Genomic DNA, 12,850 nt, shown 5'->3' with positions numbered 1-12,850 from the left:
GAAAAATCTCTGCGTGCGGTCGGGCGCGGTGTCCGAGGCAAAAAGCCCCAAGGTTTGGACCCGCCCTCCCCGCGAATGAGAATCCGTATCATTTGAGTGTAAAACCGTGCATTTCGCACGGAATCGCAACGAAGCACGAGATATGGGCAGGCATAAACGATAACGCCTCTCGTTTAACGTCCGCCTGTCGGGCGTTCTGCATGATTGGCGGCCAAGTCAGCCACGGCCCGCGCCGCGTGCTGACTCCTCTGCCGTCTTCAACTTGTGGCAGGGCACGCACAGCGCTTGCAAGTTGGCATCGTCGTCGTTGCCGCCTTGGGCGATGTTGATGATGTGGTCGACCTCGAGATCCAAGGTGATCGTTCCGCACGACTGGCACGTGTAATGGTCACGCACCAGGACCGCGGCGCGCTTGCGGCGCCATGGTCGACCTCCTCGACCCGAGCCCCATCCCTCATTACCTGACTCAGGGATCGGCTGAGCAAACTTCCTTCCCTCGGGCTCAGCCATCCGCGACGGAAGAGTGGAGAGCCTACTCAATAGACCTCACAAGCCGGCGGATGGAATCCCCGCAGCTTGTGATCTCCACGAGACGATCATCCGGACCGAGCGCCTCGGCCGACTCGATCACAATGGCCTCGACCGTGATGGGCTCGATGTGGTGCGGCATCACCGTGATGGTCGCCTTCCACACACCACTTGGCTCTGCCGTCATGGTGATGGACGTGATGCCTGTCAGTTCACTACCGTCGCTCAGCATCACCCGCGTGCCCATTGTCGGCAGCGGGCTGTTCGGGTTCAGGCTGGCCGACGGGATGATCGTCGCCACGCTGACGCAGTTGGTTGATTCGCTCACTGGCGATCCTCATGAACTTCAGGGCTCTATTGCGTACGGCTGCACAGGTTGAGCAGGCCATCAGCGGCCGCTGGCCCGAAGCAGCTGCTCGGCCAGCAAGGTGTCAAGGTGGCTTAGCAGCTTGATCGCGAGCTCACCCTCGGCATCCGTGATCAAGCGCGCGGTTTGGTCAATGGCCTGCTGCAAGGGATCGAGCAGATAGCTCGATGTGAGGCTGTGCAGCGTCTCTGCCTTCCCGATCGCTTCGTCGATACCACTGGAATCGATATCGACCTTGAAGGCGATGGTTCCCGACGGATCTGAATTGAGCTGATTGCCGCTCGCTGGAGCCTGTTCTCGCAGATTGAAGATGGTTTCAGAGACCTTTGGCTTCGTGCCCGGCGAACCCATGTAGCGCTCGCGGGACAGTTCATGCGATGCAACTTGTACGTGCTGGCCGTATTCGTCGTGAATGGCGCGGTCGATCAGCTCCAGAACATGGGACTTTCCCGAGCCAACAGCGCCAATCACAACGACTTCGATAACTTGGGTCATGGGATCTACTCAACTGTGCAGGTCGGCCACTTACATCGCGCGAATGCCAAGGCACCGGCGTGGGAGTGGTCTTCCGGCATGATCATGGGGAATGGTGGGTAGCCCGGCACTGTGACGTACCAGGACTTTTTCACTTGCTTTGACTGCGGACGATCTGTGCGTCGACCTGGTCAGCACACGTGTCGAGCAGCTTGATGGCCTGGTCTTTCAGTTCCCAAACGTCGCCGTTGTCACGCAGATCGGTATCGTGTGCATTGACCCGCTCGCAAGGGATCAGCTCAGGGGCTTCCAGCCTTATGGCTGTTGTCTTTGTTACCACTTGAGGCTTTGCCGCGCAGGCCGTCAGGCAAAGGCTGAGCAGCCCAATCACGAACAGGTTTGCTGTTGCGCTTGAGATCATCGAAATCCTTCCTCGCCTTCTTGGCTTTGTCCTCGCTGGCCTTGATACGTTTGTTCAAGTCGGCGGTGTAGTCGGCGTTGCGCTGCGCCTCGGCGCGAAGCGTGGTGATCGTCGCCTGGCTGGCGTTGTTCGCATCCACCGCTTCCTGCTTGGCTTTAGCCTCGACGGTCACAGCGCCCTGAAGCGTGACGACGCGGATCTGCTGGATAGCGATCAGCAGGCTCATCACGATGACGATGACGATGGCCGCCGCAATGGCTCGCAATGTGGAGCCAACCTTGGCTACTGCGACAACGGGTTCGAGGCTCATAGTGAGTCCGCCTTGCGGCCGAGGAATCGGATGATCAGTTCGCGGATCGCGGTGACACCGATGAACCCGATGGTGCCGCCGGCGGCGACAGACAGGCTCGACGGCCAGGCCATCCATTCGATGACGCTGCTTGCAGACAGGCTCAGCGCGCCACAGATCAGCGCCTCAAGCACTACGCGCCATTTGTTGGCCTCTTTTCCTTCATAAAGCACGCGCAGCAGTGAAATGGTTGCGGCCATGATCGCTCCTTGCCAGAGCGGATTCGACAGGACGAGCCAGACCTGCGCCCAGAAGTCAGGTGATTTTTCAGGCATGTTCGTCGTAGTCCGACATCCACCCTTTCGGGATCGGAAATGAATCGGCCCCACAGCACTCCCAGCTCGGAGCGATGGGTGTGGCAGGGCCGAAAACGAGAAAACCCGGCGCTAGGCCAGGTTCTAAGTTTGGGTGCGGCTGAGGTAACTTGCGCACTATGGGAAATGTACTTGGCTTTTCCATTCAGCGCAAGATTTTATGCCGCACCTTCCTCCTTTTCCGCGTGAATTACCTGCCAAAGAGGCCACTGCGCCTCAATATCCACTTCCTTGATTGTGGCCTTCAGCATCTCCCATGTCGGCTTCCAGTCCCGATTCCAGTTGTTCGGATCAACCGTGATGCCATAGAAGGCCTTCATTTCTTCAGCGACACGTGCCGGGCCCCACTCAGGAGCGCCGGTCACTTCGCACTTGAATGACTGAAGCGCGGCCGTCACCAGGTACTGAGCGCGAGCGCGGCGCAACGGCGTCAGCTCGGACAGCTCCGCACGTGTGGCGATCAGCAGCACGGCATTCATCACGTAGCGCATGTTCGGGATCGGCGAGTACATGTAGTGCCCGAACTGCTGCACCTGGAACGGCAGCGACCCGATCGCACGTTGAAACTTGCCCATCATGGTCAGGTGGGCAGCGCGGGCGGTGGATCGACCGGCAGTCGTTCTGCGCGTCTCGCTGATGCTGATGCGCTGGCCCAGCACCGGGAAACGGCCAGCCTTCTCGTTTTCCTCCGGGCCCATGGCGGGAAATAGCGCGTCGCGGCGCTGTATCCGCGCCTTGCTTTTCTTGATGCCTGATTTAGCGGTTTCGATAGCCACCGCCGAGATTGAGGCCCCGGACTCATGCTGCGAATCGGTCCAGGCCTGACGAGCTCCTATCAACTTCATGTGCTGCTCTCCCCCAATCAAATATTCGTACCGGTCAGTCGCCGGTGTAGTTCGAGCCGCCGGCGCCGCGGCGGTTGTTCTGTTCGTATTGCTCGTGCGCGCCGCCCAGGCTGTGCCGTGCCCGGTTCAGCTCGGCGGTGACGCTGCGCAGCTTCAAGTTGAGCTGCTGCACCATCTCAGGCAGCGGGAGCGGTTCTCCGGTGCTGGCGCAGACCCAGCCAGAGGCGTTGCAGTGGTCGCAGTCCAACTGATGGAAAATGCCGCGCACGACCGTCGCGCCGCGGCAGATGCCGCACTCCATCAGCGGCTTCAACTCCTTCCGAAAAGCTGGTCCGTGGCTCTTCACTTGCTGGCCTCCATGATCTGGGCGTGCACGGCATTGAGGTCGACACGACCCGAATCGTTGTAGGCAGGGATGAGAATCTCCCTGCCTGAAATCATGTGCAGCTCGAGTGCGGAGCGGCCGTTGGGAAGAACCACCGTCTGCATCGAGCTGATATCGCCTGGCTGAACTGCCAGATCACGGCGCGGATCGACCAAAATCAGCATTTTGAAACCTCGCCATTCACAATGTTGGAAACAGGCTCGCAGCCCCCGCCGTTCGTGGCTTTGGCTTGGTTTTGCGAATCTTCATATTGGGTGTCTGTCAGGTTGTGAATCGCGTTCAGGCCGCGCTCATCTAACCAGTTGTGCCATTTCTCCAACGCCGCCAGACGCTGCGCCCGGGCCTGCGTGTTGATGTAGGTGGACGCGATCTTGCCCAGCGAGTGGTTGAGCAGCATCTCGCCGATGTGACCGTCGATGCCGAGGTCAGTCCACGCTGTGCGGGCAACCTTGCGCAGGTCGTGACTGGTCCACTCGCCCTGACCTATGCGGGTGAACACCGCGCTTGCCTGACCCTCGCTCAGCACACGGCCGCGGCGTGACGGGAAAAGGTAGATTCCCTCGTAACCGCGAGCCAGCTGGATGGCCCTGTACCGAGTCAGCAGCGCCTTGGCCTGAGCGGTCAACGGCACACGGTGTTCGGTCCGGGTCTTGGTGTTCTCGGCCGGGATGAACCACTCGCCGTCCGGGATGGAAATGTCCGACCAGCGCGCCATTCGGGTTTCACCGACACGAGTGCCGTGGCACAGCATCATCAGCGCCAGCATGGCCTCGCCGGGGTGGATCTCGAACAGGCCGGCCAGCACGGGCACCACCTCCGCCAGGTGTCCGCCGCGCAACCGCGCAGCCTTGGGCATGATTCGAGCCTTCGTGAAGTCAACGAACTTCATCTCGGCCATAGGGTTTTTATCGATCAGTCCCAGCTTGGAGGCCTGCAGGAACGCGACTACCAGCAACACGAACAGCTGGTGCACGTACGACAGCGACAGCTCCTGCTGGCATGGCCACATCAGCTCACGGTCCAACACGGCGGCGGTCAGGTCACGCAGGGGAACGTGCTCCAGCCTGGGCTTCAGGTGGCACTTGATGGCTGACTTGGCGCCGGCCTTGCGCTTCGTCGACAGCGAGCGGTCAAGGCTCATGCGCTCGCCGTACCAGTCGATCAGTTGCCCGCACGTGGCGAGCTGCCCCACCGCTACGGCGGCTTCTGGATCGTGAAGCAGGCGCTGACGGAGCGCAGGCAACTCCGCAACAATGGCGGCCGCACTCAGTTCGGGCCAGCGCGCGAGGTGCTTCCACGCCTTGCCTTTGACCAGATACCAGGAGCCGCGCTGCCGATCTTTGCCGAAGCGCAGGTACAGGCCCGGGTGACGAGGGTCACGAAGGTCGCGCACGGCGACGTCGGCCGCCTGCCGGCGGATCTCTGCATCGCTGAGCTTCACAGCGCGGGTTTTGCTCATGCGGATGTCTCGATATAGTCGGTAATCCGCACGCGCACCGCGCCGCCCTTGATCGTCTCTTCGCTGATCTGGAGCTGGGTTACGAACCTGCTGTCGTCAATGCCCAAGGCCTGCGCCACGCCGTCACGCCCGGATTTGAATGCAGCGATGCAGTTGTCATCGTCACGGCGCCGCCGATCAGGCGGGACGAACTCAAGGGACAGAAGCGCCCGGCCGGTAGGCACAGGCAAGGCCGCTTTGAGACACAGCAGAAAACAGGTTGCGCGGTAGGCCTTGGCCGCCTTGCTCTTGGTTGCCCAGTGCGAGCGCGCATTCGGACTGAGCACCTTCGGTGGCCACGGCAGAATCAACGTCTCGGTCATGGACGACCTCCAGTTTTCACCCAGCGCCGCACGTAGAGCTCGCAACCGCCTGTTAAAGCGACGCCATTGGCCTTGCCGATATGTGTTTTCGGCATTTCGCAGCCACAGTGACACTTGGGCTGACGTCCGGGGCGCTTTGGCCGAGCCTCCATGTACAGGATGTGTTCGGCAACGCCTCCGACCTGTCCCCAGCCAGCCATTCCGCCACGCATGGCAGCAGATCGCGCGGCCGGCGACATTTCGTTCAGGTCGGTCATCGCGCACCCCCAAACCAGTACGTCTCACGGCCGTCGGTGTGAACTCTCTTTTCCTTCAGTAGGGTTTTAAGTTGAGACCAAGTCACGCCGCCACCTTCCCTTCGCTCACCAGAATGTCGATGGTCCGGACCATGCCCTGCATGTGCATATGGCTGAGCTGCTCGCGGGTGAATTCGGTTTTGCTACGCGCGTCGACGGCGTCGTGGCAGGCAGAGCACGCCCAGGCACCCTGCAGGTCGTGGGGCTTCAAGCCCATGCCGCAGCGAGTGCCCGACATGCGCAGGTGAGCCAGCACCGTGGTTTCCGGGTTTCCGTTGCACACGCCCGGCACACGGATCTGGCAGTCGCGGCCGCGCGCGGCCTTGGTGAACTTCGTTTGCTTGGTCATCACATCCACGCCCCGAACTGAGATTCAACTGGAGGGACAGACCCGTCGTAGCTGGCCCCCACGAAAGCGATGAAGCACCTGGCAACATTCGCGAGCGACTTGATGGTTCTCATCGTTCGGTCTCCATCAGGTCGACAACTTCATAGGTGCTGGGCCACATCAGCCGGCCGAAGGACTCGGCAATGCCCTTCTGATAGAACAGAGCAATCGCCGGATCCGGCGGAGTGGACAGGTCGATCTTCGAAGAGCACGCGTAGACCGCGTAACGGAACGCCGCAGGGTCGGGCGCCGCGAGTCTGGTGTCGCTCATGCTGATGCTCCGGCGCGGCGAGCGCGCAGTTCGGCCAACGCATTGTTTCCGATATCGGGAGTACGCCGGGCTTCGGCGCGAGCAGGCAGGGCCAAGGGCATCTTCTGCAGTGGAAGACCCTCGATCATGCGTCGGCAGGTGATGACGTAGTTGCGCTCGAACAGCTTCATGGCCAGCGAGGTTTCGAGGCGGTTAAGCGGTTCAAAGCCGCACTCTTTCGCCGTGTGCCAGACGGCCTGATGTGACCACCGGCCCTGACCCGCCATGGATGGGTGAGCGTTGCGGCAGGCTTCGCGGAAAGCCTTCTCCAGCGTTGGGATTCCGAGCATTTCCGGCGTGGGCTGGCACAGCTTGATGAACTTGCCCACGCTCGGCGCGAAGTCCGATCCCAGCTTGCGGCACTGCTCGATGCCGAAGCGGATCTGCTCGATGCGGGTGATGTTCTCGGCCATGAACGCTTTGGTCCAAGTGGCCTTGGCCGCATCGACCGCAGCCTGATCAGGCCATGCCTGCTTCCAGGCTGGGAAGATCGCCATCAGCTCGCGGAACAGAGCGTTGATGACCTGAACCGTGCCGGCGTCGATCTTGAGCGGCACGACCTCGGCAGATGGAACGTTCGGCAGTTGCTGCATGATGCTCGCGACGGATTTCATCAGAGACTCCCCATGTTTTCAGCCCAACTGGTGTCGTCGAAGTCAGGCGCCTGGCCCTTGCCGGCAGACTTCACGCGCTCTTTGCGCACCCACTGGACCAGTCGGTAGCACCAGCCATGCGCAGAGTCGACAGTGCCAGGGCGAGCAGCAAAGAAACCCTTGAACGCGCGGACGGCGGCATCAGGAACTGAGTCGGTCGGCAGGCCCGCGATTGCGATCTGGTCGGCCAAGGCTTTGGCGTTTGGCTCCCAGGCAGCGAACATGGCGAAGCGTTGGTTCGGCGATGGGCACTCAGCGGCGGCGAGGTCTTGCTCGGCGATCTCAGCGGCCAAATCGCGCTGCAGCTGCTGCTCTTCGGTTAATTGATGGTTAAGTGATGTATTGGGTGCAGCTGCTGCACCCCGTTCTGCGTTTTCCTGCACCCCGTTCTGCTGTGAGCTGCACCCCGTGCGGTTATCTGCACCCCGTTCTTTACGGGGTGCAGCATTTGCACCCCGTTTAAGTTGGAGGTCGTACACGACTGGGCGGCGGTCACGGCGATCGATATAGGCGGCGGCGATGGCTTGATTGCCCTGAGCGATAAAGCCGGCTTGTTCCAGCTCATCAAGTTTCAGCCGCACAGTGCGCTCTGAAAGGCCTGTCTGGCTGGAGATCCTCAGCGCAGATGGAAAGGCGCCCTGACCTTCAGGGCCTGCGTAGTTCGCCATGCACAGCAGTACATGACGTGCCGCAGGATTTGGCAGAGAGTCCGTCGGAATTTTCATGGCCCACGACATTGCTTCAACACTCACAGCGAGGCTCCAATGTTCTTTTCGGCCAAACGTGCGAGGCCTCTCGGGGTTACGAGGGGTTGATATGCCGCGCGCTCGATGCCGGTTTCGGTGTCGGGCCTGAGGGCGGTTACCTTGTGTTTTAGAAACCCCTCACGGATACGGCGCTGCATGGCGATCCAGCGAGTCGAACCACCGCGGCGGTATATCCAGCGCTGCTCCTGGAGCCAGTCGAATAGCTTCGACGGGGCGATGCCGAGTTGTTTTGCGGCGTCAGTAATGCAGATCGCTCCCTCAGCAGCGGCAAGCCGGCGGATGGCTGCGAGCTTGGGTGCCTGAAGCTCAAGCACCCCAAGGAGGCGCTGGGTTTCTTTCGCCTGGTCGGCGGCGAGCTGGAGCGCCTCGGCGTAATTGGCCGGGATACGCGGGGCGGCCTGCTCTTCCAGTTCGCGCCAGCGGCGAACGACTGCCATACGAAGTGGTGCGCTGTAACCGGTCAGCAGGCAATCGGTGTGCTCACGGTCAAGCAGGTACTCAGTTTGCTTGCGGTTCATCCCGTCCAAATAGATGCGCGCAATTTTGCTCACATCTTCTTTGAGGTCGGCGCCCATGGTTTGAATGTCGCGCTTCACGTCCGGGTGCCGCTTTCCTGTGAGGGCGGCGATCTCGCGTGAAGACATGAACTGACGCGTCATGCCCTGACGGATAGGAGAAACTGACGAATCAGTCCGGGTATTGCTCTGGGGGTTCGTGGTGTGCATAATCCGACCTCACAATTGTTGTTGAAGAAGCCGGGCTGCAATCCCGGCTTTTTTATGTCTGCGATCTAGGCGTCCAGCGCATTCGGGGTAGCGAGTGGATTCCACACGAAAAGGCATCGGAGGCCGAACGTGACTGAAGAATTTGATAAGTTGGTAGCCAAACTCAACCAGCAAAAAGGGGAGATCATCGGGATTAACGCCATGTTTCTCGCGATGACCAGGCGCATGCCTCCGGGGGCTCTTGCGCAGCTCTTGCGTGATTTTGATAGCGAGCTTGAGCTCGCCAAATCGAACCTGTCGTACCAGCCCATTCCGGATGAGGTCATTTCTGGTCTCGATCATTACGGCCAGGCACTGAAGAATTTTCTGTCTGGCAAACCCCGTTCTTAACCATCGCCCCATAGAAGTCTTTTCGGCATTGTTCATCATCAGTAAGCGCAGCAAAGCGAGCAGCTGACCCCTCCCAATAGGCCGCTTCGGATCTATGCCAGGCGGCTTTTTCTTCACGATCAGTCGTAGGCGGCCAAAGCAGAATTGGCAGGTGCTGACCATCCAGGACGGCAATCCCAGCAAGAATTTCAGCCGCAGCCTCTTCTGGCTTACCTGTGGCCCGCGCAGCGATTGCGCGGACTGCAATTTCGCGATCTCGACGATTCATTCAGGCCGCCCTCACAGAGGCTTCCATCACATCCAGGCTCTGCCGGACATGATTGATCTCGACCTTGATCTGCGACTTCTCGAACTGGCTGACGTGGTTGTCCTCGAGCGCTTGGTGCACGGCGATCGTCAGGTCAGCCACCTCTTTGCCCACGCTGATCATCGAAGATGTAAGTGCTTGCGGGTTCGGCGCCGTCTTCGCAATGAGCTCAAAGCCGAAAGATTCAGCGAGCGCCATCAGGGGGCGCATGTCTTCGGTGTGCAGCAGAATTCCGAACAAGTGCTCGATGGTGAGGTGGTGAGCTGCGTTGTCCGGGTTGGACCGCTGGAGCAGGCTCACGTGGGCAAGACACATCTTCCCGGCCAGCTCTTCGGCGCCGCTTTCCTTGATCGTCGTGTGGCAAGCCCGCAAGAAATCTTCCATTCGTAAACCCTCAAATTTGTTTCTGTGGCTGCGTGCCATCACGCATTGCAAAATGTTTCGGTGCTTGGAATCACGCCGCAAGCGTTCGAGAAGCCTTGAATTTGCCTTTCGACAAAACCTCGATCTGGTACTGCCGGGACACCGGAATGGTTTCCCCCCACATCGTCACTGCGCTTGGCTTGATCCCCAGGGCTTCCGCCAATTTCTTCTTGTTGCCGAAAAATTCAGCGACTTGTTGGGTTTTCATCACGCGTCCTCGTTGGAGCATGCAGTAATTTCAGCATGCTTAAGTTACAAGCGTCAAGAAATCCTTCAGCAAGCTGCATGCTTAAATTCAGCTAACTTAATATTGAGTCCATGGATAGACACGAACGTATCGCCAAAGCCATAGCGGCCAGCGGCATGAAAAAGGGCGAGATCGCGGCAGCTTGCGGCGTTGCAAACTCAGCCGTCACGCAGTGGATTTCAGGCGAGAGCAAAAGCTTGAGGCCTGAAAACCTCTACGCCTTAGCCAAGGCCACTGGCTTCAGAGCTGAATGGCTGGCCATTGGTGAAGGTCCTGAGACCACAGCGCCCGAAGACGCCAATGTGGCCCACACCGCCCAGCCAAATATGGCCTACCGATACCCGGTCATATCGTGGGTGGCGGCCGGCGCCTGGGCGGAAGCGGTGGAGCCCTATCCCCCAGGCTTTTCTGACCGCTATGAAATGTCTGAATACGATTCGAAGGGCCCGGCCTTCTGGCTCGAGGTCAAAGGTGATTCGATGACATCTTCGGTCGGGCAGAGCGTGCCAGAGGGAACGCTGATCCTGGTGGACACCGAAGCAGATGCTCAGTCAGGCAAGCTTGTCGTAGCCAAGCTTGGAGACAGTAATGAGGCTACCTTCAAAAAGCTGGTAGACGACGGCGGGCGGCGGTTTTTGAAGCCTCTCAATCCGGCATACCCTATTGAAGTGGTTGCCGATGACTGCAGAATCATTGGAGTGGTGGTCAGGGCCCTTATGAAGTTCTGAACGGACTGCTCTGCACAAAAGCCCGCCTCAGTGCGGGTTTTTTTGTGCCCGGAGGGCGTGGAGAACATTTGTACTCCTTCAGCTTGTCGTTCGCTCAGGGATCCAATACTGTATATCCGTACAGCAAGTAAACGGAGGTTCAAATGCTTTCACAGCCTGACTTTAGCCGCTCGAAACCCCGCACATACGAGGAAATCGGCCATCGAGTTCGAGAAATTATCAGTAATCCGAGAGTCCAGAAAAATCAGTTTGCGATCATCTCCAGGCTGCCTGACGAGAACCCTGCAGATTGGCGGCGCCTTTTGAGCGAAATGGCAGGGACTGCTGGCATTAGGATTGAGCGAGTAGAGGGCGACGGCTACAAGGTCGCTTGGCAGGAATACTGCGATGCATGAAAAAAGCCCGCACTGCGGGCTTTTTTACGGCCAAAAATTTAAGCATTCTGAATTATTTATTTCAGATTGCTTGACACAACTATTTCAGCTTGCTTAAATTCAGACCAAGCCAAGCAACACGGGCCCAGCAGCGAAAGCCGCGACGCTCTTTAACAACCAGACGTGACCACCACGACGTACCCACTGGGTCGGAACAAGCTAAACCGTCGTCCACGCAGCCTCTGGATAGCTGCCGTACTCGCCAGATTGCGAGTACGCCAAACCATGCAGCCACCCAGGAAAAACACCGAGCACGCAATGTGTGACCTGGGCAGAGATATGAATCCGGCAAAACGCATGGCGAGGAACAAACACCATAGGAGGAACCTGCCAATGAAGTAGTAAGACCAGCCGGTAAACGGACCGGCAACCCACGACGGACTGCCTACCCCACCGGGCCGCCGAGCTGCAGTTGGCTGTCGTGTAGCGAAAATCTAACCCCATGACCGCGACGCAGAAGCCGATCTATGCGACGTGAACAGGGAAGCTCAAGGCCGAACCAGCCTCAGCGCGAAGCCATCGGCGGTGTAGCGCGACAAGGTTTCACTGGCTGGCCTTGGATGCTCAGGGCCAGACGGGAAATCAACCGCCCTGGAGGGCACCAGCATGAACATCAGCGGTTTGGATAAGGCAGAGGTCTTGGCAGCACTCTTCAATGCGTCACGCCAGCAAGGGATGGGCTTTTTGGATAGTCGCGGCGATCGCGATATGTCGAAAGAGCGGGCAGCGGAGATCCTCAAAATTACCGAGGACTTCGACTATCTGGATGGCCGAGTGATGAAGATCAGCCTGTATCGCGACGAAGTCGAAACCCGCCTTTACGACCGCGACAACGGGCAAGGCTCTGCCGAACGCGCCATCGCTCATCTGGTTGCGGCGCGGGACAAAACTGCTGCTAGAGTAGCGATGATCACGCCGGGTCCGGGAGCGGCCACTTCACGGGCTCGCTCGGCGGCGAGATCCACTACTGACAACAGCTTGGATCTGACCAACCCGCTGAACCCGCTGAGCCCATTCAGCCCGCTCAATACGACGTTCGACAGCGCACCTCAACCGTCATCGGATCACTGCTCGGGCAACAGCAGCGCCGATTACGGTTCGAGCAACTCATCAAGCGATAGCTTGTGCAGCTACTCAAGCGACAGCGGCTCGTCAAGCAGCAGCTACGACTGAAACGCATGTCGACCTTGGACGCCACCAAACACATCACGATCGAGCTGGAACACCCGGCGGGCTCGATGAAGTTCGACGGCGACCTGGCCGAGGGGCTGTTTCAAGCAGCGCGGCACCTGACCGGACTTGAAAGGCTGGAGCTGATCCAGCGCCTGCAAGACAGTCACGCCGAACTGGAAGCGGTCGGCAGATAGATAACCAGGTCGAGCGTCAGCCTGACGTTTGCTGCCCGATCCTTGGAGCGTTTTGACGCTGACCAGGACGCATCGGGCATCGCCCGATCTGTGACGTCCTGGAGGCTTCGGCCGCTCAGGGCGACCCCGCGCAGTACTTAGGTTTACCAGCTTTTCGGTGGAGTCTTTTCGAAGCTTCCACTTCGGAAACATGCATCTGCAAGCTTTTGGCGTGCCGCATCATCGGGTAATGAGTCGAGGTGCTCAGGCGTGCAGTTCGCGTCGTTGACTTCGTAATCGTCTTTGGCTTGGGCCGTATTAACCATTACGAG

At 59.3% G+C, this 12,850-nt stretch carries 24 protein-coding genes; 5 read left to right on the top strand and 19 right to left on the bottom strand.

Going from position 1 to position 12,850, the window contains the following annotated elements; translation table 11 throughout:
- Positions 1-216: 216 nt before the first annotated feature.
- The 16 genes from QMX88_RS10995 to QMX88_RS10920 all read right to left on the bottom strand — a co-directional run bounded on the left by QMX88_RS10995 (position 217) and on the right by QMX88_RS10920 (position 8,562).
- Entirely contained in the window at positions 217-510 is a 294-nt protein-coding gene (locus QMX88_RS10995) for an HNH endonuclease (protein WP_282369078.1), read from the bottom strand.
- 22 nt (positions 511-532) lie between these two features.
- Positions 533-856, bottom strand: coding sequence for a hypothetical protein (locus tag QMX88_RS10990; protein WP_282369077.1), 324 nt, complete (start codon positions 854-856; stop codon positions 533-535).
- 60 nt (positions 857-916) lie between these two features.
- Positions 917-1,390, bottom strand: coding sequence for a hypothetical protein (locus QMX88_RS10985; protein WP_282369076.1), 474 nt, complete (start codon positions 1,388-1,390; stop codon positions 917-919).
- 130 nt (positions 1,391-1,520) lie between these two features.
- Entirely contained in the window at positions 1,521-1,709 is a 189-nt protein-coding gene (locus QMX88_RS10980; RefSeq protein ID WP_282369075.1) for a hypothetical protein, read from the bottom strand.
- Positions 1,669-2,055 carry a hypothetical protein gene (locus tag QMX88_RS10975; RefSeq protein WP_282369220.1) on the bottom strand — a complete coding sequence of 129 codons (387 nt, stop codon included), beginning with the start codon at positions 2,053-2,055 and terminating at the stop codon, positions 1,669-1,671. The genes QMX88_RS10980 and QMX88_RS10975 overlap by 41 nt, the downstream gene beginning before the upstream one ends.
- A gap of 41 nt (positions 2,056-2,096) precedes the next feature.
- Entirely contained in the window at positions 2,097-2,414 is a 318-nt protein-coding gene (locus QMX88_RS10970) for a phage holin, lambda family (RefSeq protein ID WP_074893635.1), read from the bottom strand.
- Positions 2,415-2,611: 197 nt separating this feature from the next.
- The gene (locus QMX88_RS10965; RefSeq protein WP_282369074.1) at positions 2,612-3,298 is read right to left on the bottom strand and encodes a hypothetical protein; all 687 of its coding nucleotides are present in this window, start codon (positions 3,296-3,298) and stop codon (positions 2,612-2,614) included.
- Positions 3,299-3,332: 34 nt separating this feature from the next.
- Positions 3,333-3,644, bottom strand: a complete 312-nt coding sequence (locus tag QMX88_RS10960; RefSeq protein WP_282369073.1) for a hypothetical protein — start codon at positions 3,642-3,644, stop codon at positions 3,333-3,335.
- Positions 3,641-3,847 carry a hypothetical protein gene (locus QMX88_RS10955; protein ID WP_282369072.1) on the bottom strand — a complete coding sequence of 69 codons (207 nt, stop codon included), beginning with the start codon at positions 3,845-3,847 and terminating at the stop codon, positions 3,641-3,643. Before QMX88_RS10955 ends, QMX88_RS10960 begins: the two co-directional genes overlap by 4 nt.
- The gene (locus tag QMX88_RS10950) at positions 3,841-5,142 is read right to left on the bottom strand and encodes a tyrosine-type recombinase/integrase (protein WP_282369071.1); all 1,302 of its coding nucleotides are present in this window, start codon (positions 5,140-5,142) and stop codon (positions 3,841-3,843) included. Before QMX88_RS10950 ends, QMX88_RS10955 begins: the two co-directional genes overlap by 7 nt.
- The gene (locus tag QMX88_RS10945; protein ID WP_282369069.1) at positions 5,139-5,504 is read right to left on the bottom strand and encodes an endodeoxyribonuclease RusA; all 366 of its coding nucleotides are present in this window, start codon (positions 5,502-5,504) and stop codon (positions 5,139-5,141) included. Before QMX88_RS10945 ends, QMX88_RS10950 begins: the two co-directional genes overlap by 4 nt.
- Positions 5,505-5,843: 339 nt before the next feature.
- Positions 5,844-6,149 carry a DUF1364 domain-containing protein gene (locus tag QMX88_RS10940; protein ID WP_282369067.1) on the bottom strand — a complete coding sequence of 102 codons (306 nt, stop codon included), beginning with the start codon at positions 6,147-6,149 and terminating at the stop codon, positions 5,844-5,846.
- Positions 6,150-6,258: 109 nt separating this feature from the next.
- Complete coding sequence (locus QMX88_RS10935) at positions 6,259-6,459, bottom strand: hypothetical protein (RefSeq protein ID WP_282369066.1); 201 nt, start codon at positions 6,457-6,459, stop codon at positions 6,259-6,261.
- A complete protein-coding gene (locus QMX88_RS10930) occupies positions 6,456-7,112 on the bottom strand; it encodes a replication protein P (protein WP_282369064.1) in 657 nt (218 codons plus the stop codon). The genes QMX88_RS10935 and QMX88_RS10930 overlap by 4 nt, the downstream gene beginning before the upstream one ends.
- Entirely contained in the window at positions 7,112-7,888 is a 777-nt protein-coding gene (locus QMX88_RS10925) for a helix-turn-helix domain-containing protein (RefSeq protein WP_282369062.1), read from the bottom strand. Before QMX88_RS10925 ends, QMX88_RS10930 begins: the two co-directional genes overlap by 1 nt.
- A gap of 11 nt (positions 7,889-7,899) precedes the next feature.
- Positions 7,900-8,562, bottom strand: coding sequence for a phage regulatory protein/antirepressor Ant (locus QMX88_RS10920; protein WP_282369218.1), 663 nt, complete (start codon positions 8,560-8,562; stop codon positions 7,900-7,902).
- A gap of 210 nt (positions 8,563-8,772) precedes the next feature.
- Between QMX88_RS10920 and QMX88_RS10915 the strand changes: the two genes are divergently transcribed.
- Entirely contained in the window at positions 8,773-9,033 is a 261-nt protein-coding gene (locus QMX88_RS10915) for a hypothetical protein (RefSeq protein WP_282369060.1), read from the top strand.
- A gap of 268 nt (positions 9,034-9,301) precedes the next feature.
- Here the strand turns inward: QMX88_RS10915 and QMX88_RS10910 are convergent, their stop codons facing one another.
- Together QMX88_RS10910 and QMX88_RS10905 are read right to left on the bottom strand one after the other, a co-directional pair.
- Positions 9,302-9,724 (bottom strand): phage regulatory CII family protein, encoded by a 423-nt coding sequence (locus tag QMX88_RS10910; RefSeq protein ID WP_282369216.1) that lies wholly within the window; start codon positions 9,722-9,724, stop codon positions 9,302-9,304.
- 70 nt (positions 9,725-9,794) lie between these two features.
- Complete coding sequence (locus tag QMX88_RS10905) at positions 9,795-9,971, bottom strand: Cro/CI family transcriptional regulator (RefSeq protein WP_074892035.1); 177 nt, start codon at positions 9,969-9,971, stop codon at positions 9,795-9,797.
- A 110-nt stretch (positions 9,972-10,081) separates the two neighbouring features.
- On the opposite strand from QMX88_RS10905, the gene QMX88_RS10900 reads away from it, so the two are divergent.
- The 4 genes from QMX88_RS10900 to QMX88_RS10890 all read left to right on the top strand — a co-directional run bounded on the left by QMX88_RS10900 (position 10,082) and on the right by QMX88_RS10890 (position 12,539).
- Positions 10,082-10,738 (top strand): LexA family protein, encoded by a 657-nt coding sequence (locus tag QMX88_RS10900; protein ID WP_282369056.1) that lies wholly within the window; start codon positions 10,082-10,084, stop codon positions 10,736-10,738.
- Positions 10,739-10,881: 143 nt separating this feature from the next.
- A complete protein-coding gene (locus tag QMX88_RS29635; RefSeq protein ID WP_442969446.1) occupies positions 10,882-11,133 on the top strand; it encodes a DUF1654 domain-containing protein in 252 nt (83 codons plus the stop codon).
- A gap of 645 nt (positions 11,134-11,778) precedes the next feature.
- Positions 11,779-12,345, top strand: a complete 567-nt coding sequence (locus tag QMX88_RS10895; protein WP_282369054.1) for a hypothetical protein — start codon at positions 11,779-11,781, stop codon at positions 12,343-12,345.
- Positions 12,346-12,350: 5 nt separating this feature from the next.
- Positions 12,351-12,539, top strand: a complete 189-nt coding sequence (locus QMX88_RS10890; RefSeq protein WP_282369052.1) for a hypothetical protein — start codon at positions 12,351-12,353, stop codon at positions 12,537-12,539.
- A 143-nt stretch (positions 12,540-12,682) separates the two neighbouring features.
- Here the strand turns inward: QMX88_RS10890 and trbK are convergent, their stop codons facing one another.
- The gene (gene trbK, locus QMX88_RS29630) at positions 12,683-12,844 is read right to left on the bottom strand and encodes an entry exclusion lipoprotein TrbK (RefSeq protein ID WP_442969447.1); all 162 of its coding nucleotides are present in this window, start codon (positions 12,842-12,844) and stop codon (positions 12,683-12,685) included.
- Between the last annotated feature and the right edge of the window lie 6 nt (positions 12,845-12,850).

The organism is Pseudomonas sp. PS02290, from assembly GCF_029960075.1.
Lineage (GTDB): Bacteria > Pseudomonadota > Gammaproteobacteria > Pseudomonadales > Pseudomonadaceae > Aquipseudomonas.
Note: the sequence above shows the minus strand (reverse complement) of the source record. Positions and strands in the feature narration are given on the sequence as shown.

Excerpts from the sequence above, each read along its gene's own strand:
- QMX88_RS29635 (WP_442969446.1), top strand. The coding sequence starts at position 10,882 with ATGCTTTCACAGCCTGACTTTAGCCGCTCGAAACCCCGCACATACGAG.
- QMX88_RS10970 (WP_074893635.1), bottom strand. The coding sequence starts at position 2,414 with ATGCCTGAAAAATCACCTGACTTCTGGGCGCAGGTCTGGCTCGTCCTG.
- QMX88_RS10900 (WP_282369056.1), top strand. The coding sequence starts at position 10,082 with ATGGATAGACACGAACGTATCGCCAAAGCCATAGCGGCCAGCGGCATG.
- trbK (WP_442969447.1), bottom strand. The coding sequence starts at position 12,844 with ATGGTTAATACGGCCCAAGCCAAAGACGATTACGAAGTCAACGACGCG.
- QMX88_RS10910 (WP_282369216.1), bottom strand. The coding sequence starts at position 9,724 with ATGGAAGATTTCTTGCGGGCTTGCCACACGACGATCAAGGAAAGCGGC.
- QMX88_RS10965 (WP_282369074.1), bottom strand. The coding sequence starts at position 3,298 with ATGAAGTTGATAGGAGCTCGTCAGGCCTGGACCGATTCGCAGCATGAG.
- QMX88_RS10955 (WP_282369072.1), bottom strand. The coding sequence starts at position 3,847 with ATGCTGATTTTGGTCGATCCGCGCCGTGATCTGGCAGTTCAGCCAGGC.
- QMX88_RS10950 (WP_282369071.1), bottom strand. The coding sequence starts at position 5,142 with ATGAGCAAAACCCGCGCTGTGAAGCTCAGCGATGCAGAGATCCGCCGG.
- QMX88_RS10890 (WP_282369052.1), top strand. The coding sequence starts at position 12,351 with ATGTCGACCTTGGACGCCACCAAACACATCACGATCGAGCTGGAACAC.
- QMX88_RS10945 (WP_282369069.1), bottom strand. The coding sequence starts at position 5,504 with ATGACCGAGACGTTGATTCTGCCGTGGCCACCGAAGGTGCTCAGTCCG.
- QMX88_RS10925 (WP_282369062.1), bottom strand. The coding sequence starts at position 7,888 with ATGTCGTGGGCCATGAAAATTCCGACGGACTCTCTGCCAAATCCTGCG.
- QMX88_RS10935 (WP_282369066.1), bottom strand. The coding sequence starts at position 6,459 with ATGAGCGACACCAGACTCGCGGCGCCCGACCCTGCGGCGTTCCGTTAC.
- QMX88_RS10905 (WP_074892035.1), bottom strand. The coding sequence starts at position 9,971 with ATGAAAACCCAACAAGTCGCTGAATTTTTCGGCAACAAGAAGAAATTG.
- QMX88_RS10920 (WP_282369218.1), bottom strand. The coding sequence starts at position 8,562 with ATGTCTTCACGCGAGATCGCCGCCCTCACAGGAAAGCGGCACCCGGAC.
- QMX88_RS10985 (WP_282369076.1), bottom strand. The coding sequence starts at position 1,390 with ATGACCCAAGTTATCGAAGTCGTTGTGATTGGCGCTGTTGGCTCGGGA.
- QMX88_RS10940 (WP_282369067.1), bottom strand. The coding sequence starts at position 6,149 with ATGACCAAGCAAACGAAGTTCACCAAGGCCGCGCGCGGCCGCGACTGC.
- QMX88_RS10995 (WP_282369078.1), bottom strand. The coding sequence starts at position 510 with ATGGCTGAGCCCGAGGGAAGGAAGTTTGCTCAGCCGATCCCTGAGTCA.
- QMX88_RS10895 (WP_282369054.1), top strand. The coding sequence starts at position 11,779 with ATGAACATCAGCGGTTTGGATAAGGCAGAGGTCTTGGCAGCACTCTTC.
- QMX88_RS10930 (WP_282369064.1), bottom strand. The coding sequence starts at position 7,112 with ATGAAATCCGTCGCGAGCATCATGCAGCAACTGCCGAACGTTCCATCT.